Genomic DNA, 21,599 nt, shown 5'->3' with positions numbered 1-21,599 from the left:
TCTACAGTCTCCCCCACGCATCCCCCACACATCCGCAGGGTCGTCACGGAGAGAGAGCACCATGGCCGACACACCCGCGCCCCGGAGCATCGAGAACTACGGCTACCAACAGGAGCTCCGCCGGTCCCTGACCTTCACCGACCTGCTCGTCTACGGGCTGGTCTTCATGGTGCCGATCGCCCCCTTCGGCATCTTCGGCGGCGTCTTCCAGGGCTCCGGCGGCATGGTCGCCCTGGCCTACGTCCTCGGCATGGTGGCGATGATGTTCACCGCCCTGTCGTACGCCCAGATGTCCCGGGCGTTCCCGATGGCCGGCTCGGTCTACACCTACGCCGGACGCGGCATCGGCGCACCCGTCGGCTTCCTGTCCGGCTGGATGATCCTGCTGGACTACGTGCTGGTGCCCGGCCTGCTCTACCTGATCGCCGGCGTCGCGATGAACTCGCTGGTGCCGTCCGTCCCGGTCTGGCTGTGGCTGATCGGCTTCGTGCTGCTCAACACCGTCGTCAACTACCTGGGCATCGAGACCACCGCCAAGGTCAACAAGGCCGTGCTGATCGGCGAACTCGTCGTGCTCGCCGTGTTCCTGGTGGTCGGCGTGATCGCGCTCGCCAACGGCAAGGGCCGCGGCTTCGACTTCACGCCGCTGTACAACTCGGACACCTTCTCGTGGCCGTTGGCCTTCGGCGCGGTCTCGATCGCCGTGCTCAGCTTCCTCGGCTTCGACGGCATCTCCACCCTCTCGGAGGAGAACCGCGACTCCACCAAGGCGATCGGCCGGTCGATGGTCGCCGCACTGCTGCTCGCGGGCACACTGTTCATCGTGCAGACCTGGGTGGCGTCGCTGCTGGTCGCCGACCCGGACGCGCTGATCCGCGACGGCGACCCGAACGGCACCGCCTTCTACGACGCCGCCCGCACCGCCGCCGGCGGCTGGCTGGCCACCCTGACCGCCGCGTCCACCGCCGTCGCCTGGGGCTTCGCCAACTCCCTGGTCGCGCAGGCCGCCACCTCCCGGCTGCTGTTCGCGATGGCCCGCGACCGCCAACTGCCCCGCTTCCTCGCCAAGATCCACCCCACCCGCCGGGTGCCCGTCAACGCCACCCTGCTGACCGCCGGCATCTCGCTGGTGCTCGGCCTGTACATGGCCTCGCGCACCGACGGCATCACCCTGCTCAGCACCCTGGTCAACTTCGGCGCGCTGACCACCTTCCTGGTGCTGCACGTCGCCGTCGTCGTCCACTTCCTGATCCGCAACCGCAGCAAGGACTACTGGCGCCACCTGATCGCCCCGGTGCTCGGCTTCGCGATCCTCGGCTACGTGGTCGTCAACGCCAACATCGCGGCCCAACGGCTGGGCTTCGTCTGGCTGTTGATCGGCGGGATCGTGCTGACCGGCCTGATGCTGACCGGCCGCAAGCCCCGACTGGCCGTCGCCGACCCGACCCTCGAGGAGACCGAGAAGTGACACTGCCCGAGATCGTCCAGCTCACCCCCGCGCCGGAGGAATGGGCCTACACCTTCGGCGGACGCGCCCCGCTGACGACCGTTCAACCCGGCAGCATCGTCGAACTGACCACCGAGGACTGCTTCGGCGGCAAGGTCCGCGGCATCGGCGACCTGCCCAGCCAGGTCTGCGTCTTCCCCTACCTCAACCCCGTCACCGGCCCGATCGCCGTCGCCGGCGCCGAGCCCGGGGACGTCCTCGCCGTGCACTTCGTCGAGATCACCCCCGCCCGCGACCACGGCATCTCCAGCACCTTCCCGCACTTCGGCGCACTCACCGCCACCCACCAGACCGCGATGCTGCACCCCGCGCTGGAGGAACGGGTCTGGATCTACGACCTCGACGTCGCCGCCGGCCTGTGCCACTTCCGCGCCCGGGGCGGCGACTTCACGGTCGCCCTGCCGCTGGACCCGATGCACGGCACCGTCGGCGTCGCCCCCGCCGCCGGCGAGGTGCTCGCCTCGATCACGCCCGGCGCGCACGGCGGCAACCTCGACACCCCCGAGATGCGGGCCGGCGCCACCGCCTACTTCGGCGTCAACGTCGACGGCGGCCTGCTGGCCATCGGCGACGGCCACGCCCGCCAGGGCGAGGGCGAGGTGTGCGGCACCGCCGTCGAGGCCGCGATGCGCACCACCGTCATCGTCGACCTGGTCAAGGGCGGCGGACCGGCCTGGCCCCGCCTGGAGAACGACGACTACCTGATCAGCACCGGCTCCGCCCGCCCGCTGGAGGACGCGTTCCGGATCAGCCAGCACGACCTGGTCGGCTGGACCGGCGAACTCCTCGGCCTGGACCAGCTCGACGCCTACCAGCTGGTCAGCCAGGCGGGCCTGGCGCCGGCCGCGAACGTCTGCGACACCAACTACACGATGGTCGCCAAGCTGCCGAAGTCCGTCCTCGGCCGGGCCCGCGCGTACGACGGCCTGCACGAGCGGCTGCGCGCGACCGCGGCGGCGTACCTGCGGCACCGGTAGGTCACTGCGGCGAACGGGGCCCGGGCGTGTACTGCGTCCGGGCCCCGGCCGCGTCGGTCGCTCGGGCTTCGGCCGGGTTCGCTGTTCGGGCTTCGGCCGCGTCGGCCGCTCGGGCTTCGGCCGCGTCGGTCGCTGGGGCTTCGATCGGATTCGCTGCTCGGGCTCCGGCCGCGTCCGCCGCTCGGGCCTCGGCCGGGTTCGTTGCCTCAGGCCTCGGCCGCGTCCAGGTTCGCGGTCAGGCGGGTGAGCAGTTCGCGCAGGGTGCGCAGCTCGGCGAGGGAGAGCCCGGCCGCGGCGCCGATGTGGCGGGGGACGGCGCGGGCGGGGTCGCGCAGGTCGCGGCCGGCCGGGGTGAGCGAGACGATCACCGACCGCTCGTCCTGCGGGCTGCGCTCGCGCGCCACCAGCCCCGTCGCCTCCAGCCGCTTGAGCAGCGGGGAGAGCGTGCCGGAGTCCAGCCGCAGGCGCTCGCCGAGCCGCTTGACGGGGAGTTCGCCGTGCTCCCAGAGCACCAGCATCACGAGGTACTGGGGGTAGGTCAGGCCCAGGTCCTTCAGCGCCGTCCGGTAGACGCTGCCGAACGCGCGGGTGGCGGCGTTCAGCGAGAAGCAGAGCTGCTGGTCGAGCAGGAGCAGGTCGGAGCGCAGGTCGGCGCCTGCGGCCGCGAGGTCGTCCAGCATCGCGTCAACCTCGGTGGGCCCCGCGGGAGTTCGGTTCTCGTCGTGCCTGGTCATGGTTCAAGGGTAGCAAGCGGCCAAGTTGTGGACGATTGAGTTGTGCGCAATTGAATCGCGTGCTTTACTTCTGGAGCAGGGCAGGCCGGGGACGGCGCCGGCGGACCACACCGCCGGACACCGGGAACCGGTCCGTCAAGGACTTGGGATCAGGACGACAGGAGAGCTCGACATGGAACCGCTCTACACCGCCGTTGCCACCTCGAACGGCCGCGACGGTCGCTCCGTCACCTCGGACGGCAAGCTCGACCTCAAGCTGTCGATGCCGCCGTCGCTGGGCGGCGACGGCGTGGGCACCAACCCCGAGCAGCTGTTCGCCGCCGGGTACGCGGCCTGCTTCTCCGGCGCGCTCGGCCTGGTCGCCCGCCAGTCGAAGACCGACGTCTCGGACGTCTCCGTCACCGCCGAGGTCACCATCGGCAAGGACGACACCGGTCTCGGCCTGGCCGTCGTGATCCGGGTGGAACTGCCGGAGGCGCTGGTCGGCGAGCCCGGCGAGCTCCTGGTCAAGCAGGCCCACCAGGTCTGCCCGTACTCCAAGGCGATCAGCGGGAACGTTCCGGTGGAGCTGATCGTCGAGTAGGGCGAGGCAGGGTTCTCACCTGGGGGCTGCGGGCCGCATTCCGCGTGGGGGCGGGGCGGCCCGCAGTGGTGTCCAGGCGCATTTCGGGCCCGGCGGCGCGTCGGGCCCCGTACTCCGGTCCGGGGCCGGTGTCTCGGTCCGGGCCCCGCATCGCGGTCCGGGTCCGGTACTCCGGTTCGGGCCCCGTATCCGGGTCCGGTGTCTCGGGCCCGGTTCCGCGTTTCGGGTCAGAGCGGGAGCAGCTCCGGGCGCTTCGCCTCGACGTGGTCGCCGGACGACTCGCCGCGCAGTCGGCGCCCCACCCACGGCAGCAGGTAGGTGCGGGCCCACTGGAGGTTCTCCCGGCGCTGGTCCGCCGGGGTGGTGGTCGGCGCGGGCGGCCAGGCGGCCTCCGGGTCGTCGACCGCGGTGAGGCCCAGGGCGCGCGCCGCCAGCAGCGCCACTCGCTGGTGGCCCTCCGGCGACAGGTGCAGCCGGTCGTCCGACCAGGCCCGGCGGTCGTGCACCGCGCGCAGCGACCACAGGTCCGCGACGGCCAGACCGTTGCGGTCGGCGATCGCCCACAGGTGGGAGTTGTACGTGGCGACCTTGCCGCGCAGGTGGCGCAGCACGGGCACGTTGCGGGTGTCGAAGCCGGTGCAGATCAGCACCCGCCCGGCGTTCTCGCGCAGCTCCAGGACGGCCGACTCGAAGTGCGCGGCGATCAGGTCCGGGTCGCTGCCCGGGCGCAGGATGTCGTTGCCGCCCGCGCACAACGTCACGAGTTCGGGCTGGAGTTGGCGGACCTTCGGGACCTGCTCCGCGACGATCTGGTCCAGCAGGCGGCCGCGCACGGCCAGGTTGGCGTACCGGAAGTCGGACTCCGGCCGCCGTCCGGCCAGCATCCCGGCGAGCCGGTCGGCCCAGCCGGCGAACTGCCCGTCGGGGCCGGGATCGTTCAGGCCCTCGGTGAAACTGTCACCGAGCGCGGCGTACGAATTGAGGTCGGGGGTCTCCTGGTAGTCGGCCATGGAGGAGATAGTTCACTGTGTGAAGTGACCTACGCCACCGTAGGTGGCCCCAAGTGCCCCGTGATCTCCGCCACGGGCCCCCGCCGAGCTACCCTGCAAGGGTTCGAAACGACCGAACGACCGCAGCAGAACCCAGAACGACAGGAGAACGGGTGTGACCAGCGACGGCGTGCGCGATGAGAAGGCGCGTCGCAAGCAGATGATGATCCGCGCGCTGATCTACATCGTGGGGACCCACCTGTTCGCCGGCTTCGTGGGCCTGCTGTTCGTCGTCGGGCACCGCTGACGGAGCCCCCCGGCTGTCAGTGCGCGGTGGCGTCGGCCCCCGGTGCGGGCAGCGCCCGGGCCGCGACCTCGGCCAGGTGCGCGTCGAACGCGGCGGCCGGATCCGGGTGCACCCGGACCAGCGCGACCATCGCGGTGATCATCACGTCGCACAGCTCGCCCGCGACGTCGTCCCAGGTGTGCGAGAAGCCCTTGCGCGGATTCTGACCGAGCACGCCGATCACCGCCTCGGCCACCTCCCCGGCCTCCTCGCTGACCTTCAGGCACTGCAACACCCGCTGCATCTCCGCGGGTTGAGTACTGCCGTCGGCCAGCCACGCCGCCAGCCGCCGCACCGTCTCCCACTGCTGCGCGTCCACGTTCCCGCCCCTTCGCCGCCGTCACTCGTCCTGCCGCAACGACCGTACCCGGCGCGGGCGGTGGCCAGGGCCGACTACGGTCGTTGCGGCCGGACGAGTGCGGTCGTCACGGCAGGGCGGGGGAGTCAGCGCAGGCGCTGCTGCCAGTCGATCGGGACGTGCCCGGCCGGGCCCGGGGTGGGCTGGGTGACCGGGTGCGCGGACGGACCGGCCAGCGGCGGGCCCTCGTAGAACTGCTCGGTCTCGGTGTTCCAGAACCAGTCCTCGCCCGGTTCGAAACTGGTCAGGAACGGGTGGCCGGCCGACCGGGCGTGCGCGCTGGCGTGCTGGGACGGCGAGGAGTCGCAGCACCCGATGTGTCCGCACGCCGCGCACCGGCGCAGGTGGAACCACCAGCCCTGGCCCTCGCCGGCCAGACACTCCACGCAGCCGTCGCCACTGGGCGGCACCTTCGGGTCGATACCGGGGATCGTCGTGTCGTCACTCATCTCGGGCACCTCCTCGGAAAGGGTATGCCCGGGGCGGCGGCCGACGCCGGTAGGCGGCTCCCGGCGCGGCGCGCCTCCCGGGTGGGGCGTTTCTTTGCCGTCCGTTGGGGTGCTGACGGCGTGAAGGTGGATTCCGTCCTGATCTACAGTGCTGTAGATTCAATTGCGGGGCCTGGGCCCGCGGACGCGGCCGGGGGCCGGCCGCCGGGCCGAACTGCCGGTCCCGGCACGGGGATACCACAGGAGGGCAATATGGGAGTCTCGCTCGCCAAGGGCGGAAACGTCTCGCTGACTAAGGAGGCCCCGGGACTCACCACCGTCATCGTCGGCCTCGGCTGGGACGTCCGGGCCACCACGGGCGCCGACTTCGACCTCGACGCCAGCGCACTGCTGTGCAACGAGGCCGGCCGGGTCCTCAGCGACCAGCACTTCGTCTTCTACAACAACCTGCGCAGCCCCGAGGGTTCGGTCGAGCACAGCGGCGACAACCTGACCGGCGGCGGCGACGGCGACGACGAGCAGATCAAGGTCGACCTGACGGCCGTCCCGCCGCAGGTCGCGAAGGTCGTCTTCCCGGTGTCGATCTACGACGCCGAACAGCGCCGTCAGAGCTTCGGCCAGGTCCGCAACGCCTTCATCCGAGTCGTCAACGAGGCCGACGGCACCGAGGTCGCCCGCTACGACCTGTCGGAGGACGCCTCCACCGAGACCGCGATGGTCTTCGGCGAGCTCTACCGCTACGGCACCGAATGGAAGTTCCGCGCCATCGGCCAGGGCTACGCCTCCGGCCTGCGCGGCATCGCACTCGACTACGGCGTCAACGTCTGACACCCGGAAAGGGCCGGATCCTGAGGTAGTTTCTAGGGATCCGGCCCTTCCTGCATTCTCCGTCCCGGCAGGGTTGAGAGCCCGTCACAGAGCAGGGAGGCTCCCGGACTTCACCGCCGAGACGAACGCCTGCCAGGTGTCGGTCGAGAACCCCAGAACGGGGCCGCCGGGGTCCTTGGAGTCACGCACCGGCACCACGCCGGCGTCGACGAAGTCGTATGCCGCTTCGATGCACTGCCCGCCGTCGCTGCCGCTGTAGCTGCTCTTGAACCACCGGGCGGCGGACAGGTCGACCTTCGGACTCATGTTCAACAGCCCTTCCATGATGCGGAGGATCAGGCGGGACGATTCCGGTGCCGACAGGACTTCGGCCCGGAGCCGATCATAGGCGCGGGATCGCTCACCGACCTGTCTCGGATTGTTGGAGAACGCACCTCTGCTGAGCGATTCCGCGTACTGCCACTCCGGCCCCTCGGGCAGTCTCAGCAGAGTGAACGACGCGCCGAACGGCGCACGCTCTCCGATGCCGTAAGGCGCCACCTGGAGAACGATGTTGGGGCGCTGCGCCAGTCTCAGCAAGTGGCGCAGTTGGTCGGCCATGACCATCGGGCCGCCGACCGCCCGGTGCAGCACTGCCTCGTCCAGGATGACCACCAGGAACGGTGCCGAGTCCGCTTCGAGGAACCGTGCCTGTCGACCCAGCCGTGCCGCGACCCGCTCATCGATCAAGTCCTGATCGCCCGCTGCGTCGCCCTGTGCGAGTAGCGCCCGAGCGTAGGCCGGCGTCTGCAGCAGGCCGGGAATCCAAGCGATCTCGTACTGCCGGAGGACGGTGGCCCGCGCCTCCATCTCGGCGAAGCGGCGGAACCAGTCCGGGTGTTCGACCTCCCGGTGCCACGGGACCTTCTGCCAGACGCGCAGCAGCATGCCTCCCGTGCCCAGGAGCTTGTCGCAGGCGTGGACGAAGTCCTCCTGCGGTACGCGCTCGGCGGCCTCGATCCGGCTGATCAGCGACCGGTCGCAGGGGATCAGCCGCGCCAGCTCGCCCTGTGACAGCCCCGCGCGCTCGCGGGCCTCCGACAGCTCCGAGGCGAAGAACCCCGGTGAGCAGAACGCCTGTTCCCGAACGGCCTCCCGACGGCCCACCCGTGCTCCCTCCGGTGACAGGCCCCGATGTCACGACCTGACGCCTACTCAGCGTAGCCCCGCAGGCCGACTCTTGTAGCGGAAAGCACAGCGCGGCGCACAGGAGCACCCTCATGTCGACAGTCGTCCAACTCCCGCCCAGGTGCAGGGTCGTACCCCTGCCCTCGCCTCCTGGCGCGGTCGACCTGTGGGGCGCGGTCGACCTGTGGGGCGCGGTCGACCTGTGGGGCGTGGTCGTGGAGGGCGACCGAGGTTGCCTCGTATCCGGGCCGGACGGCGAGCCCCTGGCCTTCCACAGCTTCACCGAAGCCATCCGATGGGTGGAATCCCTGGCGGAGCCGTGGCGGCCCCGGGAGGGTCGCGCTGCTCACGACCAACGGTCGGGCCAGGACGTGCGGGTGATGGCCATTCACGAGTGCGGCGTGTTCGTGCGGCGGGTGCGGGACGGACGGGAGGGCGTCACGTCGCTCGACGACTTGTCCCCGCCGCAGCGAATCGCTCTGCCGCGGTGACGGAGCCTGCCGACCGGGCGTGGGACGCGGCTGCCCAACTGGTCGCGCTGACCGGGGAGGAAGTACGGCTGGCGCACCTGGCGGACGGCGTCCGGCTCCGATTCCGAGCACCGTCCCTCGCCGACGAGTCACACCTTGAACTGCTGCGGATCCTCGGCGAGTCCGACTCCTTCGGGCACGAGCGCCGGTCCGACGGCGGCGGCGAGCTGTGGGCCACCTACTCCGGGGCCGGTACTCCCCGCGCGCATCGTTGTGGACCGCCCTCGCGGCCCGGCCAGTTGGGCTCTCGGGTTTCGAGGCCGTGACTGCGGCCGAATTCTCCGAGCGGATTCAGATCACCCATAGACGTGCAATTTCTCATTCGCGCACCTCGCTCGGACCCGGTGGATCCGCAAAGGCTCGGGCCGAGGAAGGCGGCAATCGGCCCGCACCGCCGATGCAGTCGTTGTCGAACTTCCGGACGGCTTGTCAGTGCATGTCCCTGTTGCGTGAGTTCGGGGTGCATCGCGCACCGGTCGGGCTGCCGTCGCGGGATCGTTGCGGGACTTCGAAGTGGAGATCTCAGGTATATGGCGACATTGGCGCTTCACATTTCGATCCTGCACAGAGAACATCTGGGAACCAAAGCCGTCCACCCGGTCGGCGACTCACAGGAATTGGGTGCGATTCATGTCCGATCGAACTTCCGACCTGCACAAATTGCGGATTTCCGGCCCCGAGGCGCGGCAGTTGCCACGCCTGCTCGCCTTGATCGCCTCCGGAACCCTCGGACTTGGCCTGCTCGGGATCCCGGCTGCCGGCGCGACCAGCTTCGACGCCTCTCTGTCCCCGGCCACGGCGTTCACGACCGAGGGCATTGTCTACGGCGACATCAACAGCGACGGGCAACCTGACATCCTGCTGCCGGACAGCGCCGGCAACCTCCGCGTCATCCAGAACACCACCGACACGGCCGACACGGGCCAGCTCTTCGGGTTCGCAGCCAGCTCGCCCACCGGCACTTGGCAGGGCGTCCAGATCACCCATCATGGCTCACTGCGCGGCGGCATCGGCCACGACGAGCTTATCGCCCATTCGGCCGGCAGCCCGCGGCTGTCTCTCTACCGGACTTGGACCACCGGGCTGGCCGACAGCACCTCGTTCTTCCTCAACGGCAGCACCACCCAGGGCGCGGTCACCTGCCTCAGCGCCGGCGGCGTCACGATCACCTGCCCGTCCGAGCTCGGCACCGACTGGAGCAACGCCAACCAGATCCTCGCCATCGGCTCCGTCAACAACGAGACCACCAGCACCCCGGCCAGGACCAACCTCGTCGCGGTGATCGGCACGAAGCTCTGGCTGTTCTCCCCGGGGAGCAACAGCGTCAAGCTGCTCGCCCCGACGGACACGCTGCTCTCCGCCCTCGACTGGAGCGACTACGACCTGATCGGCCCCGGCCCCGCCAACGGCACCACCACCTGCACCGACGCTGCCGGGACGACCACCACCACCTCGCAGGCCACCCTGTGGACCCGCGAGCGGAGCACCGGCCGGATCCTCGCGTACCCGATCACCAGGAACCCCGCCAACAACTGCGCCATCGACTACTCCGCGCTCGCCGACCCGGCCCAGGGCACCGTCATCGGCAACAGCATCGCCCCCATCGCCTACCCCGTCGTCGGCTCGGTCGGCGACCTGACCGGAGACGGCGTTCCGGACCTGTACGGGCAGAACCCGGCGGGCCAGGTGACCATTTGGCCGGGTGCGGCCGGCGACGCGACCGGGCATCCGGGCGCGGTCACCGGCTTCGAGGCCCCGCTTGCCGGCTAGGCCCTCTCTTCCGGGTCTTGCCGGGCGCGCGACGCCGGATCATCCGTCCCCAGCCTGGCGGCCGGGAGGCGCGTCCACCCCCAGCCCCAGGAGGCCGAAGGAGCCGCACGCTGATCCGACAAGATCCGGAAGAGAGGACCTGGGCAGGGTCCCGCCGATCGCAAGCGGAGCCGGATGACGAGTGCGGCTGTTCAGCCGGGCGCTCGGCCGGGAAACCCCGGCCGAGCGTCCGGTGCGGTCGTCCGTCGAGCTCAGCGGCGAGGGCGGCCGGGCCGCGCCCTGGCCTCTCGACCACGCGTCACCGGTCAGGCCTGGTAGAGCTTCCACGCCTGGTTGTCCCAGCCGTTGCAGCCCCAGAGCCACACCGTGTCGCCGTTGGTGCCGATGCGGCCCAGATCCCCGTCCAGACACTGCCCACCGTTCCGGTTCACCAGCACGCTGCCGTTCCAGCCCCACGCCTGGTTGTCCCAGTTGTTGCAGCTCCAGAGCCACACCGTGTCGCCGTTGGTGCCGATGCGGCCCAGATCCCCGTCCAGACACTGCCCACCGTGGGCGTTCAGGATGGTGTACCAGCCCGCACCGCGCGCCGCGTCGGGCACCCAGATCCACGTCTGGTTGTCCCAGCCGTTGCAGCTCCAGAGCTGCACCTTGGCGCCGTTGTTGCCGATGCCGTTCAGATCCCCGTCCAGACATTGCCCACCATGGTTGTTGCGCATGGTGACGCGGTAGGTCGCACTTGCCACCGCCTGGCCGGCGGGCTTGCTGTGCGTCGTCGGGATCTGCGACATCGAGGTCACATCGATCACCGTCGGTGCCCCGGTGGTGGTGGCGGCGCTCGCAGTCTGGGACAGCCCCAGAGCGGCCATGCCGACGGTCACCGTGGCGGCGAGCAGTGCTGAGCCCTTACGCGTACGCATGGTTCGGCCCTCCCCTTCTCCGAGTTGCACTCGGAGGTCAACTCCCCACCCAGAGTGGCGAGTTCGTGAAAGAGTAGTGGCCCGACACCGGCTTCAGAAGAGGGCTGCGCAGGGCAACCCGCCTTCCTCCGGTCCCGGGCCCTCACCACCTTCGGCCCGCCCCATGCCCGGAACAACGAGCCAATCGACCGCGGTCACGTGATCGACCGGACAGCTCCTGGGCCGTTTCTTTCAGATCATCTGATCGTTGGATCCGGTGCGTCGTTTACTGATGCCCAATGGGCCCGGACAGAGCCGTTGTCGCCGGACCGGACGCCTCGTCGGGGCGGGCGGTGGCGGGATCACCGGGATGTGATCGACGCGATCGCTTTCAAGTGCCGCACCGGGACGCCGTGGATGGACCTGCCGGAGCGTTTCGGGTCGTGGAGGGCCGCCCACAACCGGCTGCGGATGTGGGCGCTCGACGGCACGTGGGAGAAAGTGTTCACCGTCCTGCTCGCCCAGGCCGACGCCGAGGGCGACCTGGGCCGGGTGGTGGCGGTCGACTCGACGATCGTGCGCGCCCACCAACACGCCGCCGGGGCCCGGCAGAAGGGGCTCCGGACGGCGAGCCGCGCGACCATGCCCTCGGACGCTCCGCGGCGGGCCGATCACGAAGATCCACCTCGCCGCCGACGGGCGCTGCAGGCCGCTCGCCTTCCACCTCACGCCCGGCCAGGCCGGCGACGTGCCCGCATTCGAGGAGGTCATGGCTGCCACGAGGCGCTGCCGGGGGTGGGTCGGAGGTGGCCGCACCTGCGAGGGCTCCTGCGGCACAGTGAAACGCCCGCTCGGCATTGATCGTCTCCGCCGCCGTGCCACCAGTAGACCCAGCCCGATCACGGTGGCTCGGCGCGCCCACCACGTGTTCACCCGGGCAGGCCGCCCGGCTCAGGCCGGTCCTCCTGTCGCGTGGTGCACGCCCCGACTCCCGCCCGTCGGCGGAGGGGCAGGTTGCGGCACCGGCAGGCCGCCATCGGTGACGGTCGGCCGTCAGCCTGCGAACGAGGCGGAACGGCGTCGGCGGCGGGCCTGGACGGCCGACCAGAGCCAGAGCAGCAGCCCTGCGAGCCCGCCGGCGGCGATCCCCAGGCCGCGCTGCGCCGCCCCGCCGCCGTCCGGCGGGTACACCTTGCCGTCGTGGCCGACCGCCCGGGCCTGATCGCCCAGCACACGGACCGGGAGACGGCCCATCACCTGGGCGCCGGTCAGGGCGGGTTCGGCCGGATCGTCCGGCGTGAAGGTGCCCTCGACCACGCAACGGCCGCAGTCCACGGCCTCCTTGGTGACGGTGAACGCCCCTGGACTGCCTTCGCCCCGCGCCACCGCCCGGCCCGACGCCGCATACCCGGCGCCCACCATCAGCAACAGCAGCGCGACCACCAGCACCACCCAGCGGATCGCCGCGGCCTGCGCCCTGCTCCGCCGGTCGTCCATCGCCGCACCCGTCCTCGGCCCACTCCTCGAAAGACCGTCATCGTGCCATACGTGTGCCGGGTCGTCAGAGGACGGTCAGGGCGGTCGCGGGGTTCAGGCAGCACTGGTGGCGGCGGGCCGGTTCATGCCTCGGAGCCTTTCTGGAGTCGGTCAGCGACAGCGAAAGATCGAGCAGGGTTGCCATGCCCACGGCCCGTTGGGTTTGCATACAAGAAAGCACCGGGCACCGGCCGCGGTGACGGCGAAGTCGAACGCCTTCGCCACCAGGGCCTGGAACAGGTGGGGCGGGCGGCCACCGCGCCGGTGATCTCGTGCGCGTGCACCTCTCGTACCCACACCTGTCGCGCCCGGCCGTCCTCCTGGTACGGGGTGTTCCACAGCGGCTTGTAGACCACTGGCATCCGACTGACGGTCAATGAACTCCCGTGCTCTGTCGGGGGGGCGTTGGTGGCCAAGGTGCCGGGGACGGCGAAACCGCTGCGCTGCGCGGTGCCGAGCTGGGCCGCCGTGTGCTCCGCCGCCCGGTTGTTCCACGGGTGGTTCAGGTAGTGGGCCCGGAGCGACGCCAGGATGCCGCTGACGGGCCGGCACGCGGCCTGCATCGCCGGTCTCTCCGGCGCCTGGTGCTGCTACTGGGGCAGCTGCGCCAAGTAGGGGAGGAAGGGACTGCTCTCCATGACGGTGCCGTTCTCGTCGTAGAAGGTGGTCCGTTCGAGGACGCCCGGCAGAGTGTGGACCATGTACAGCTCCCAGTCGGTGACGCTCGGAGCGAACTCCCACTTCTCGGCGAACGGCAGGATCTTGCCGTTGACCTGGGGGATCTTTCCCCTCCATCTGGGGTCCGTCTCCCAGGTGTAGCCGCGGAGCAGGATATTGGGGTAGTCCGTCCCGCTCATGTCCTTGAGCGAGAAGTGGATCCGGTAGTTCGGCGAGTTCAGCCGGCTGAGGGTTTCCCGGCGCAGCTCGGCCCTCGTGATGTCCCTCCTCATCAGGTGCTCGAAGCTGTGGGCCTCTGCGAAGCCCTTGATCCCTCCGGACGACAGCCCGAGGGCCAGGTGGCGGACCTGCTGGTCGGGCTGGGGCGCGGCAGGCGCGTCGACCGGCCGGACCTCGGTGATGAGGATCTTCTTGCCGTCGACGACGGCGATTCCCGCTGCGCCCCGGCCGACGGTGTCGTCGAACGCCGTCTCGGCCGCGGTCGGCTTCCGGGCGGAGTTGCTCAAGTACAGGGCGCGGTAGGTGCCGTCGGGTTTCTTGACCAGCCCGTCGTAGAACCGCAACGGCGGGAGGGCGCCTGCGTGGTCGGAGCTCGCCCTGGATACGGCGTTCGGGGACAGGACGGCGGTGACCGGCCGTTTGTCGACCTTCTCGCCGGTGCGGGCGGCGTACTGGTCCAACGGCTTGCCCGAGGTGGCGCCCGAAACGCTGTCGCCGCCGTCGACCTGGGGCGCTGCGGCAGCGGGGTGGGCCGGGTCGCCCCCGTCCGCCCGGCCTGCGCCCGGGGGCGGCGGGGTGAGCAGGGTTGCGAGGGCGGTCGCCATCTGCACTATCAGGGTTCCGCGGGTGGTCCGCAGGGTGCTGCGTTTGGTGTCCAGGTCCGACTTCCGACCGTCCAGGGCCTTCTGGTCGGTCTTGATCGAGTCGCCCTCGTCGGCGATCTTCCCGGCCTGGTCCTTGAGCTGCTGCTGCTCGCTGTTGATGGCCTGGGCCTCGGCGTTGAGCGCGTCGGCAACCGACGGCGGTGCGCCGTCGGGGTACTGGGCGACCTCGGCGTTGTGGGCGTCGATCTTCCGGTCGTTGGCGTCGAGCGCGTCCAGTACCGCGCGGGACTGCTCGTTGTAGGCGGCGGTCCGCTTGTCGAGCGCGCTCTGCTGGTCGTCGAGGTCCTTCTGGGTGGGCAGGGCGGACAGTTGCTGGTCGAACGCCCTGATCTGCGCGTTGAGCGAGGCTGGGTAGGCGGCACCGGTGGCGAGGGCTTCGATCGCGGCCCCGCCCGCTTCGGACGAGCCGGTGGCGGCCCGAGTCGGCGCGGTGGCGGCCCGAGTCGGCATGGTGGGGGCGAGCACGGTCAGGAGCAGGGTCAGGGCGAGCGTCGACAGACGGCGCATCCGATTCGTCACTGCACCCGCCCCGCGATCCGGTCGGCGATCGAGTGGGCGGCCGTGCGGCCGTCGCCTGCCTCGCAGACCGCGACCTGAAGGAGCGTCGATGACTTCAGTCGGGCTTCCCGGTAGCAGGACCACCTCCCGGCCTGGTCCTGCGCAGCGGTCCAAAGCAGAGTCTCCGCCGTGGAACCCTCCACCTGGTAGGTCCACTTCGACGCGGTGCCGCCGGCCGGGGCGGCCCGTACGGCGCTCTTGCAGGCACCGATTCCTTCGGAGAGGTTCTCGAACGCAGAGCGGGCCTGGTCCGCGGTCGCGTAGCGGCCCACGGTCTGGGTCGCGGTGTACTCGGGGGCGGCGGCGGAATCCTGGTGGACCACCGTCAGGAAGGCCGTCCAACCCCCCTCGTACACGGCTGTGGTCGCAGGGCCCACCGCCACGGAGCACCCTGGCGGGTCGGCCTGCAGCGGGCCCGCAGGCCTGCTCGCACGGGTCTCGCTGCTCAGCGTCTCCCCGACGGCGGCACTGACCTCCTTCGAGGAGAGCACGGTCGCCTGGACCGTCCCCGCCACCGGGGCCGACCCGCTGCCCGCGTCGGAGGGCCACTGCCACCACACCAGCCCCGCGACGAGCGCGGCCAGGACGACCGCGAGCGGGACGACCACGCGCAATCGGCGGACCTGGGCCCCCGGCCCCGGGCGGGCCGCCTCGGACCACGTGCTGTCCGGGACTTCCTTGCTGGTCATGAGACCCCCATGTTCCGTGAAGCGAGCACGCGAACCGACTGACAGTATTCGGTCAACTGCCCACTCAGCGAAGCGATTTGATGAAAACCAGAGCTTCACCCTCACCGCCCCGACGCCGCTGAGCGGGCTGCCGGTGGCGAAGGCCTCGTGAGGGTGCGCCCCCTGGGCGGGAACGGATTCAGCTGGATGGTCGTCCGGGCCACGGCCGGGTGGTCCGGGTCGAGGGCCGGCTTCTGGGTGACCAGCAGGTGGGGTTGACGCTGGTGGGCCGGCGCCGGTGGCGGTAGGTGAACCGGTCGGCGGCCGGGCAGTGGGTGAACTCCTGGTCGGCCAGTAGGTCGGAGGGGGCCCGGTCGCGGAATGCCCGTCAGATCTCCCACCGGAAGGCGGCGGGCCAGGTCGCGGAAGACCGGACGCTCGCGCATGAGCACCCGGGGCAGGTTGCGCAGCGCGATGGTGAGCCCGCGTCGGCCGGTCCCGCCAGGGCGTCCAACGCGTCCTGGCGGTGGTCTGCGGTGGCCGGTCGTCCCGGCCTGCGTCCAGGCGGTCGGCACCGGCCGCAGGCGGGTCGGGTAGCGGCGGATGCCGTCCCAGTTGCGCGGCTCGTCATGTCGGGGCTCCTGGGTGCGCAGCACGTCCACCCACGCCCGGACCTTCTCGGTGACGCGTTGCGGCAGCTCGTCCAGCACCCTGTCGATCCGGGCCAGGTCGCGGTCATGGTGCAGATCGGGATCGTCGGCGGGCAGGCCGCGGGTGCGCAGGAGCCGGTAGACGGGCTCGGTCGCGAGGTGGCCGTCCGGCTGGGCCAGGTCGTAGCTGTCACGCTCGCTGAGGGGCTTGTCGGCTCCGAGCCGGTAGCCCGGGATCGCTAGGGTGCGCACAATCTTGCGCAGGCCCGTCCCCGTCCGGCCGCGCAGCCGCTCGGCGAAGTCCTCCACCAGCGCGGCGGCCGCACCGACCAATTGCTGCAGGCCACTTCGGCCGCAGCGCTGTCGGGCTTCCTGCAGGACCTGCCCAACCCGAGCCGCGGGGCCCGGATCTTCTCCATCGTCGGAACGAAACCGGGCACAGTCGGCCGAAGGCGTGCTCGGCGCGTGCCCGGGCGCAGACCCTTTTTGTGATCGTGGTTGTGCTCGGTCTGCCGGTCGGCCGGTTCGCCGTCTCTGGGCCGACGGTGCGGGGCCACCAGGCCGGCGCCGGCACCGGCATCGGCTTGCCGCGCCCGCGCCCGCGCCCGCGCCCGCGTCCGCGCCCGCGCCCGCGCCCGCGCCCGCGCCCGCGTCCGCGTCCGCGTCCGCGTCCGGTAGATCATCTGATCGGTGATCGAAGCCCGGCTGGAGTGCCGGCCGAAGGGCGGCGTGAAGGGCACCACAAGCCCCAACACTCCAGGTCGGGGAGTGTCGGGGGTTGGGCGTTGGGGGGCGTTGTGGCAGGCTCGGCGCATGGAACAGCGTGTACTTGGCAGGACCGGGCGTCCGGTGTCGGTGGTGGGTCTCGGGACGTGGCAGTTGGGTGCCGACTGGGGCGTGGTGCTGGAGGACGACGCGCTGGCGGTGCTGGACGCCGCGGCGGATGCCGGGGTGACGTTCTTCGACACCGCCGACGTCTACGGGGACGGCCGCAGCGAGCAGTTGATCGGCCGTTTCCTGAAGTCCCGGCAGGGTGAAGGCCTGATGGTCGCCACCAAGCTCGGCCGCCGGCTGCCGCAGCTGCCGGAGAACTACACCCTCGCCAACTTCCGTGAGTGGACCGACCGTTCGCGCCGCAACCTGGGGGTGGACCGGCTCGACCTGGTGCAGCTGCACTGCCCGCCCACCGCGGTGTACTCCAGCGACGAGGTGTTCGACGCGCTCGACACCCTGGTCGAGGAAGGCCGCACCGCCGCGTACGGCGTCAGCGTGGAGACCTGCGCGGAGGCGCTGACCGCGATCGCCCGGCCCGGTGTCGCCAGCGTGCAGATCATCCTCAACCCGTTCCGGCTGAAGCCGCTGGACGAGGTGCTGCCCGCGGCCGAGAAGGCCGGCGTCGGCATCATCGCCCGCGTTCCGCTGGCGTCCGGCCTGCTGTCCGGCAAGTACACCAAGGAGACCCTGTTCGGTGCGGACGACCACCGCACCTACAACCGGGACGGCTCCGCGTTCGACCAGGGCGAGACGTTCTCCGGTGTCGACTTCGTGACCGGTGTCGAGGCCGCCGACGAGTTCGCCCGCCTCGCCCCGCCCGGTGCCACCTCCGCGCAGACCGCGCTGCGCTGGATCGTCCAGCAGCCCGGTGTCACCACCGTCATCCCCGGCGCCCGCAGCCCCGAGCAGGCTCGGGCCAACGCCGAGACGGCCGCTCTCCCGCCGCTGTCGCCGCAGACCCTGCACGCCGTCCAGGACATCTACGACCGCCGCCTGCGGGCGCAGGTGCACTCGCGTTGGTGAGCGCTTGAGGGACCGACGGCGGCCGGTTGACCGAAAGGAACGGGAAAGCGCTTACCGAAGGTGTTCGGCAAGCGCTTTCCCGTTGCCGGTCGGCAGCCGGCGGCGGGGAGGCCGACGCTCAGGGCAGTGGCTCGGCGTGCATGGGCGTTCGGGGGGTCTGGTGGCCGCCGCTGGCCATCATCCGGACCTCGCCGGCGTCGCTGATCTCGGCCTGCACGATGCCGGACGCGTCCGCGTACACGAGGTGCCCGCCGGGTCCTCGGGTGCCGGTCGCCTCGACCACCACCACGTCCTGGTCGGCGTGGCCTCCGGTCTCCCCGGGGAAGGTGAGAGCGAATCGTCGAGCCATGGCCGGACCTCCTTCCCGTCGTTCGTTCCATCCTAGGCAGCGCCGCCGCCGACGGTCGCTCCCAGGCAGCGGGGCCGGCGGCCCGGTCGGGTGGCCGGGTCAGGCGAGCAGGTGGAGGCGCTGCTCGGCGGGGCCGACCCGGACGGTCTGGCCCCAGGTGAGGTGCAGGGCATCGGACTCGATGCCGTCGCCGAACGCCACCAGCCGCTCGCTCTCCACGGTGAGGGTCAGCTGCTGCTCGGCGGTCAGCAGGCCCTCGACCCGGGACGTGCCGGTCACGGGGGACGGCCAGGCCTCCCGGACGAACCAGGACAGCTGCGCCGTCATGGGCCCGGGCAGTGGCAGCCGGCTGGACCGTTCCAGCCAGGCCGAGCGGCACCACCCGGTCGCACCGGTGCCGGTGCCGACGAGCACGCCCGAGGACGCCTGCGACTCCGGGTCGCCGCCGGGCGCGGACAGCCGGTAGCGGGCCGTCTGGTGGCCGGGCTGTCCGAGGTAGATCTCGTTCAGCGCCAGCAGCCGCTGGGTGTCGTCCGCCACCGCCTCCACCATGGTGCGCAGCTCCAGCCGCCGCTCCGCGCCCGGTCCGACGGCCGCCCGCAGCAGCGCCCCGGCCCGGCCGGCGCGGTGCCGGACCAGGACGCCGGGGTTGCGGCCAGGCTCCGCGTCGATGCCGATCACCGGCTGCCCCGTCAGGTACTTGGCGGTGTTGGCGACCAGCCCGTCCTGGCCGACCACGACCACCAGATCCTCGGGGGCGAACAGGAACCGGTCCAGGTCGGCCCGCTCCACCCGGGTCTGCCGCCAGTCCATCGGCACTGCTGCCGACACCTCCGCCAGCGCCTCCCGGGCGAGGTCGTGCCGGCGCTCCGCCTCGTCGAGGGAGCGGCCCCGGCCGGCGAGGAAGAACTCGGCCTGGCCGTGCGTGCCGTGGTGGGCGATCAACTCCTGGTACTCGGTGCGCCGGTGGACCAGCACCACGCGCGGCGCGAGACTCACCGTCCCGGCCGATCCGTGTCGCGGGCCGGGGCAGCCGGGGCGGTCGGGACGGTCGGGGCGTCGGTGCCGGCGGCGGGGAGCGGGGTGGACAGCCGGGTGAGCAGGCCGGTCAGCACGTCCGGGGTGAGGGTGATGCTGTCGATCCGCGGCAGGTGCTCGGCGAGTCGGATCAGCGCCAGCGCCTGCAGGATCTCCGGCCCGACCTGCTGGTGCGCCGTCAGCCACGCCGCCTCGGCGGCGGCCTTCGCCTCGCCCATCGCCCGTGCGGCCTCGGCCTGTTGGGCGGCCAGCGTGCCCGCTGCCTCGGCCTCCGCCACCGCCAGGCGGGTACGGCGGGACGCCTCGGCGTCGGTGCGCACCGCGTCCGCGGCGGCCTTCTGCTCCGCCTCGCGGCGCGCGTTCGTGCCCTGCTGCGCCACCAACTCCTCTTCGCGGCGCGCGAGTTCGATCTGGCTGGCGAGTTCGTTCTCGGCGATGGCGCGTTCCCGCTCGACCGCGACCGCGCGGCGCTCGTAGGTCGCCCGGTCCGCCTCCTGCTGGACCTGCTCCCGGGCCGGGGTGCGCAGCGCCCGCTCCAGTTCGGCCTCGGGCCGGACGGCGGTGACGCGCACCGCGAGCACCGTCAGCCCGATCTCGCCCAGCCGGGGTTCGGCGGCCAGCCCCTCGGAGATCCGTTCGCGGACCGCTGTCACCCCGTCAACCAGGGTGTCCGCCAGCGGAGTTCGGGCGATCAGCTGGAGGGCGTGCTGCTGGGCGGTCTCGGTGAGCAGGGTGGCGAGCTGGGCGAGCGGTTCGGCCCGCCATGCGCCGGTGTCGGGGTCGATGCCGAAGTCCATGCGGGTGGCGGCGATCGCCGGGTCGCTGATCCGGTAGGTGACGGTGGCCTGTACCGCGAGGTCCTGGAAATCGGCCGTGCGGGCGTGGAACATCATCGCCAACTCGCGGTCGTCCGCCGGTACTTCGGATATCGCGGCGGTGAGCGGCCGGAACCAGAACGCCAGGCCGACTCCTTCGTGGGCGAGCTGCCCGCCCCGCAGGTGACGGATGTGGCTGGTCGGGGCGGAACGCAGGTGGCGGAAGCCGAAGCGGCGGGTGATGTCGGCCATGGAGATCGCGACCGTCCTTTCTTTTCGTCTCTACGACGATAAGTCGGAAGATTGCTTGTCGTCAATACGACGAAAAGAGGGGTGGGCATGCCGATGCGCCGCGCGCCCGGAGGTGCGCGGTAGGGGTCGCTGCGGAGGTCGCCGGCGGGATTGCGGCGGCGGTCGGGGCGGGGTGGCGCGAGGCGGTGAGCTGCCGATGCGTCAGAGTGCGGCGCGGGTGCGGGAGGTGGTGGAGATCGCGGCGAGGTCCTGCTCGCCGTGGCCGTGGGCGACGGCCTGGAGCAGGGAGTCGCGCAGCAGCGAGCCGAGGGGCAGCGGCACGTTGGCGTCGGCGGCGGTGCCGAGGGCGAGGTTCACGTCCTTCAGCCCGAGCGCGAGGCGGAACCCGGCCGGATCGAAGGACTGTTCGGCGATCATCGCTCCGTAGCCGGCGTAAACCGGGCCGGGGAAGATGGAGTTGGCGAGGACGTCGAGCAGCGCGGCCGGGGCGAGTCCGTTCGCCTCGGCGAGCACAGCGGCCTCCGAGAACGCCTCGATCGCCGACACCAGGAGGAAGTTGGCGCTGACCTTCGCCACGTTCGCCGCAGCCGGGTCCTCGCCGAGATGCCAGGTACGTCGGCCCATCGCGTCGAACAGCGGTGCCACCCAGTCGAGTTCGGCCGCCGGGCCGGACGCCAGGATGTTCAGGTTCCCGGCCGCCGCGGCCTCGGAGCGGCCCAGCACCGGCGCGGCGATGTAGCCGAGCCCGTGCTGCGCGTGCAGCTCCGCCGCACGGCGTGCCAAACCGGGCGAGACGGTGGCCATGTTGACGTGCACGGCGACCCGCGCCGACGAAAGCAACTCCTCGTTCAGCAACAGGCGTTCGACCACCCGGTCGTCCGCCAGCATGGAGATCGCCACCTCCGCGTCGAACGCCTCCGCGAGCGTCGTCGCCGCCGACGCCCCGTCCGCGACCAGCTCCGCCACCGGCTCCGGCGACCGGTTCCACACCCGCACCGAATGCCCAGCCTCCAGCAGCCGACGAGCCATCGCCCGGCCCATCGCGCCCAGACCGACGAAACCGACGTTCATGTTCACTGCCTCCCAGCAGGGTGCGAACGATGCTCCGAGGGCGATGCTACGACGTTCGCTCTCCGACCGGCCGGTGAACCTGCCGAGGCGTTCGGGCATCGCCGACGGCCGGGTGAGCGCCGGGGGGAACGGCGGTCACCCGTTCGGCCCGCTCCCGTCGGGCGGCGTC

Annotated in this window: 23 protein-coding genes; 9 read left to right on the top strand and 14 right to left on the bottom strand. The window is 71.4% G+C overall.

Translation table 11 applies throughout. The features are described 5' to 3' along the window. Positions 1–61 precede the first annotated feature (61 nt). Together ACI1MP_RS03330 and ACI1MP_RS03325 are read left to right on the top strand one after the other, a co-directional pair. Entirely contained in the window at positions 62–1,468 is a 1,407-nt protein-coding gene (locus tag ACI1MP_RS03330; RefSeq protein WP_404867665.1) for an APC family permease, read from the top strand. Then, positions 1,465–2,484 carry an acetamidase/formamidase family protein gene (locus ACI1MP_RS03325; RefSeq protein ID WP_404867664.1) on the top strand — a complete coding sequence of 340 codons (1,020 nt, stop codon included), beginning with the start codon at positions 1,465–1,467 and terminating at the stop codon, positions 2,482–2,484. Before ACI1MP_RS03330 ends, ACI1MP_RS03325 begins: the two co-directional genes overlap by 4 nt. Before the next feature lie 206 nt (positions 2,485–2,690). Here the strand turns inward: ACI1MP_RS03325 and ACI1MP_RS03320 are convergent, their stop codons facing one another. Beyond that, entirely contained in the window at positions 2,691–3,164 is a 474-nt protein-coding gene (locus ACI1MP_RS03320; RefSeq protein WP_100584521.1) for a MarR family winged helix-turn-helix transcriptional regulator, read from the bottom strand. A 226-nt stretch (positions 3,165–3,390) separates the two neighbouring features. On the opposite strand from ACI1MP_RS03320, the gene ACI1MP_RS03315 reads away from it, so the two are divergent. Next, positions 3,391–3,801: an organic hydroperoxide resistance protein gene (locus ACI1MP_RS03315; protein ID WP_043911702.1), complete on the top strand. Its 411-nt coding sequence runs from the start codon at positions 3,391–3,393 to the stop codon at positions 3,799–3,801. Positions 3,802–4,028: 227 nt separating this feature from the next. On the opposite strand, the gene ACI1MP_RS03310 is transcribed toward ACI1MP_RS03315, so the two are convergent. Next, positions 4,029–4,811, bottom strand: a complete 783-nt coding sequence (locus ACI1MP_RS03310; protein ID WP_404867663.1) for an SGNH/GDSL hydrolase family protein — start codon at positions 4,809–4,811, stop codon at positions 4,029–4,031. 154 nt (positions 4,812–4,965) lie between these two features. Here ACI1MP_RS03310 and ACI1MP_RS03305 point away from each other — a divergent pair, with 154 nt between their 5' ends. Then, entirely contained in the window at positions 4,966–5,097 is a 132-nt protein-coding gene (locus tag ACI1MP_RS03305; RefSeq protein ID WP_232733748.1) for a DUF6126 family protein, read from the top strand. 16 nt (positions 5,098–5,113) lie between these two features. On the opposite strand, the gene ACI1MP_RS03300 is transcribed toward ACI1MP_RS03305, so the two are convergent. Together ACI1MP_RS03300 and ACI1MP_RS03295 are read right to left on the bottom strand one after the other, a co-directional pair. Beyond that, complete coding sequence (locus ACI1MP_RS03300) at positions 5,114–5,455, bottom strand: MazG-like family protein (RefSeq protein WP_404867662.1); 342 nt, start codon at positions 5,453–5,455, stop codon at positions 5,114–5,116. Positions 5,456–5,580: 125 nt separating this feature from the next. Further along, complete coding sequence (locus ACI1MP_RS03295; RefSeq protein WP_380331906.1) at positions 5,581–5,943, bottom strand: UBP-type zinc finger domain-containing protein; 363 nt, start codon at positions 5,941–5,943, stop codon at positions 5,581–5,583. Between the two features lie 252 nt (positions 5,944–6,195). Between ACI1MP_RS03295 and ACI1MP_RS03290 the strand changes: the two genes are divergently transcribed. Further along, positions 6,196–6,771 (top strand): TerD family protein, encoded by a 576-nt coding sequence (locus tag ACI1MP_RS03290; RefSeq protein ID WP_043911706.1) that lies wholly within the window; start codon positions 6,196–6,198, stop codon positions 6,769–6,771. Positions 6,772–6,855: 84 nt separating this feature from the next. Here ACI1MP_RS03290 and ACI1MP_RS03285 read toward each other — a convergent pair whose 3' ends face one another. Further along, on the bottom strand, positions 6,856–7,917 hold the full coding sequence (locus ACI1MP_RS03285) for a Scr1 family TA system antitoxin-like transcriptional regulator (RefSeq protein WP_404867661.1): 1,062 nt from the start codon (positions 7,915–7,917) through the stop codon (positions 6,856–6,858). A gap of 508 nt (positions 7,918–8,425) precedes the next feature. Here ACI1MP_RS03285 and ACI1MP_RS03280 point away from each other — a divergent pair. Then, the gene (locus ACI1MP_RS03280) at positions 8,426–8,734 is read left to right on the top strand and encodes a hypothetical protein (protein WP_404867660.1); all 309 of its coding nucleotides are present in this window, start codon (positions 8,426–8,428) and stop codon (positions 8,732–8,734) included. Between the two features lie 364 nt (positions 8,735–9,098). Then, positions 9,099–10,238 (top strand): hypothetical protein, encoded by a 1,140-nt coding sequence (locus ACI1MP_RS03275; protein ID WP_404867659.1) that lies wholly within the window; start codon positions 9,099–9,101, stop codon positions 10,236–10,238. Positions 10,239–10,543: 305 nt separating this feature from the next. Here the strand turns inward: ACI1MP_RS03275 and ACI1MP_RS03270 are convergent, their stop codons facing one another. Then, positions 10,544–11,155, bottom strand: coding sequence for an RICIN domain-containing protein (locus ACI1MP_RS03270; protein ID WP_404867658.1), 612 nt, complete (start codon positions 11,153–11,155; stop codon positions 10,544–10,546). Between the two features lie 198 nt (positions 11,156–11,353). On the opposite strand from ACI1MP_RS03270, the gene ACI1MP_RS03265 reads away from it, so the two are divergent. Next, the gene (locus tag ACI1MP_RS03265; RefSeq protein ID WP_404867657.1) at positions 11,354–11,995 is read left to right on the top strand and encodes an IS5 family transposase; all 642 of its coding nucleotides are present in this window, start codon (positions 11,354–11,356) and stop codon (positions 11,993–11,995) included. A 192-nt stretch (positions 11,996–12,187) separates the two neighbouring features. On the opposite strand, the gene ACI1MP_RS03260 is transcribed toward ACI1MP_RS03265, so the two are convergent. The 4 genes from ACI1MP_RS03260 to ACI1MP_RS03245 form a co-directional block, all read right to left on the bottom strand. Beyond that, a complete protein-coding gene (locus ACI1MP_RS03260) occupies positions 12,188–12,631 on the bottom strand; it encodes a hypothetical protein (RefSeq protein WP_380331887.1) in 444 nt (147 codons plus the stop codon). A 629-nt stretch (positions 12,632–13,260) separates the two neighbouring features. Further along, entirely contained in the window at positions 13,261–14,751 is a 1,491-nt protein-coding gene (locus ACI1MP_RS03255) for a hypothetical protein (RefSeq protein WP_404867656.1), read from the bottom strand. After that, positions 14,748–15,479, bottom strand: a complete 732-nt coding sequence (locus ACI1MP_RS03250; RefSeq protein ID WP_404867655.1) for a sensor domain-containing protein — start codon at positions 15,477–15,479, stop codon at positions 14,748–14,750. Before ACI1MP_RS03250 ends, ACI1MP_RS03255 begins: the two co-directional genes overlap by 4 nt. Positions 15,480–15,580: 101 nt before the next feature. Next, a complete protein-coding gene (locus tag ACI1MP_RS03245; protein ID WP_404867654.1) occupies positions 15,581–16,441 on the bottom strand; it encodes a hypothetical protein in 861 nt (286 codons plus the stop codon). A gap of 480 nt (positions 16,442–16,921) precedes the next feature. On the opposite strand from ACI1MP_RS03245, the gene ACI1MP_RS03240 reads away from it, so the two are divergent. Continuing rightward, positions 16,922–17,905, top strand: coding sequence for an aldo/keto reductase (locus ACI1MP_RS03240; protein WP_043911712.1), 984 nt, complete (start codon positions 16,922–16,924; stop codon positions 17,903–17,905). A gap of 118 nt (positions 17,906–18,023) precedes the next feature. Here the strand turns inward: ACI1MP_RS03240 and ACI1MP_RS03235 are convergent, their stop codons facing one another. The 4 genes from ACI1MP_RS03235 to ACI1MP_RS03220 all read right to left on the bottom strand — a co-directional run bounded on the left by ACI1MP_RS03235 (position 18,024) and on the right by ACI1MP_RS03220 (position 21,529). Then, positions 18,024–18,254, bottom strand: coding sequence for a DUF6296 family protein (locus ACI1MP_RS03235; RefSeq protein WP_100584508.1), 231 nt, complete (start codon positions 18,252–18,254; stop codon positions 18,024–18,026). 99 nt (positions 18,255–18,353) lie between these two features. Beyond that, positions 18,354–19,253, bottom strand: a complete 900-nt coding sequence (locus tag ACI1MP_RS03230; RefSeq protein ID WP_380331872.1) for a hypothetical protein — start codon at positions 19,251–19,253, stop codon at positions 18,354–18,356. Next, positions 19,250–20,359, bottom strand: a complete 1,110-nt coding sequence (locus ACI1MP_RS03225) for an SPFH domain-containing protein (protein WP_404867653.1) — start codon at positions 20,357–20,359, stop codon at positions 19,250–19,252. The genes ACI1MP_RS03230 and ACI1MP_RS03225 overlap by 4 nt, the downstream gene beginning before the upstream one ends. Before the next feature lie 201 nt (positions 20,360–20,560). Continuing rightward, positions 20,561–21,529: an NAD(P)-dependent oxidoreductase gene (locus ACI1MP_RS03220; protein WP_404867652.1), complete on the bottom strand. Its 969-nt coding sequence runs from the start codon at positions 21,527–21,529 to the stop codon at positions 20,561–20,563. Positions 21,530–21,599 lie beyond the last annotated feature (70 nt).

It is taken from the genome of Kitasatospora griseola (genome assembly GCF_044999035.1).
GTDB classification, from domain to species: domain Bacteria; phylum Actinomycetota; class Actinomycetes; order Streptomycetales; family Streptomycetaceae; genus Kitasatospora; species Kitasatospora griseola.
Note: the sequence above shows the minus strand (reverse complement) of the source record. Positions and strands in the feature narration are given on the sequence as shown.

Excerpts from the sequence above, each read along its gene's own strand:
- ACI1MP_RS03315 (WP_043911702.1), top strand. The coding sequence starts at position 3,391 with ATGGAACCGCTCTACACCGCCGTTGCCACCTCGAACGGCCGCGACGGT.
- ACI1MP_RS03225 (WP_404867653.1), bottom strand. The coding sequence starts at position 20,359 with ATGGCCGACATCACCCGCCGCTTCGGCTTCCGCCACCTGCGTTCCGCC.
- ACI1MP_RS03270 (WP_404867658.1), bottom strand. The coding sequence starts at position 11,155 with ATGCGTACGCGTAAGGGCTCAGCACTGCTCGCCGCCACGGTGACCGTC.
- ACI1MP_RS03290 (WP_043911706.1), top strand. The coding sequence starts at position 6,196 with ATGGGAGTCTCGCTCGCCAAGGGCGGAAACGTCTCGCTGACTAAGGAG.
- ACI1MP_RS03295 (WP_380331906.1), bottom strand. The coding sequence starts at position 5,943 with ATGAGTGACGACACGACGATCCCCGGTATCGACCCGAAGGTGCCGCCC.
- ACI1MP_RS03330 (WP_404867665.1), top strand. The coding sequence starts at position 62 with ATGGCCGACACACCCGCGCCCCGGAGCATCGAGAACTACGGCTACCAA.
- ACI1MP_RS03220 (WP_404867652.1), bottom strand. The coding sequence starts at position 21,529 with ATGCCCGAACGCCTCGGCAGGTTCACCGGCCGGTCGGAGAGCGAACGT.
- ACI1MP_RS03310 (WP_404867663.1), bottom strand. The coding sequence starts at position 4,811 with ATGGCCGACTACCAGGAGACCCCCGACCTCAATTCGTACGCCGCGCTC.
- ACI1MP_RS03250 (WP_404867655.1), bottom strand. The coding sequence starts at position 15,479 with ATGACCAGCAAGGAAGTCCCGGACAGCACGTGGTCCGAGGCGGCCCGC.
- ACI1MP_RS03260 (WP_380331887.1), bottom strand. The coding sequence starts at position 12,631 with ATGGACGACCGGCGGAGCAGGGCGCAGGCCGCGGCGATCCGCTGGGTG.
- ACI1MP_RS03235 (WP_100584508.1), bottom strand. The coding sequence starts at position 18,254 with ATGGCTCGACGATTCGCTCTCACCTTCCCCGGGGAGACCGGAGGCCAC.
- ACI1MP_RS03275 (WP_404867659.1), top strand. The coding sequence starts at position 9,099 with ATGTCCGATCGAACTTCCGACCTGCACAAATTGCGGATTTCCGGCCCC.
- ACI1MP_RS03320 (WP_100584521.1), bottom strand. The coding sequence starts at position 3,164 with ATGCTGGACGACCTCGCGGCCGCAGGCGCCGACCTGCGCTCCGACCTG.
- ACI1MP_RS03240 (WP_043911712.1), top strand. The coding sequence starts at position 16,922 with ATGGAACAGCGTGTACTTGGCAGGACCGGGCGTCCGGTGTCGGTGGTG.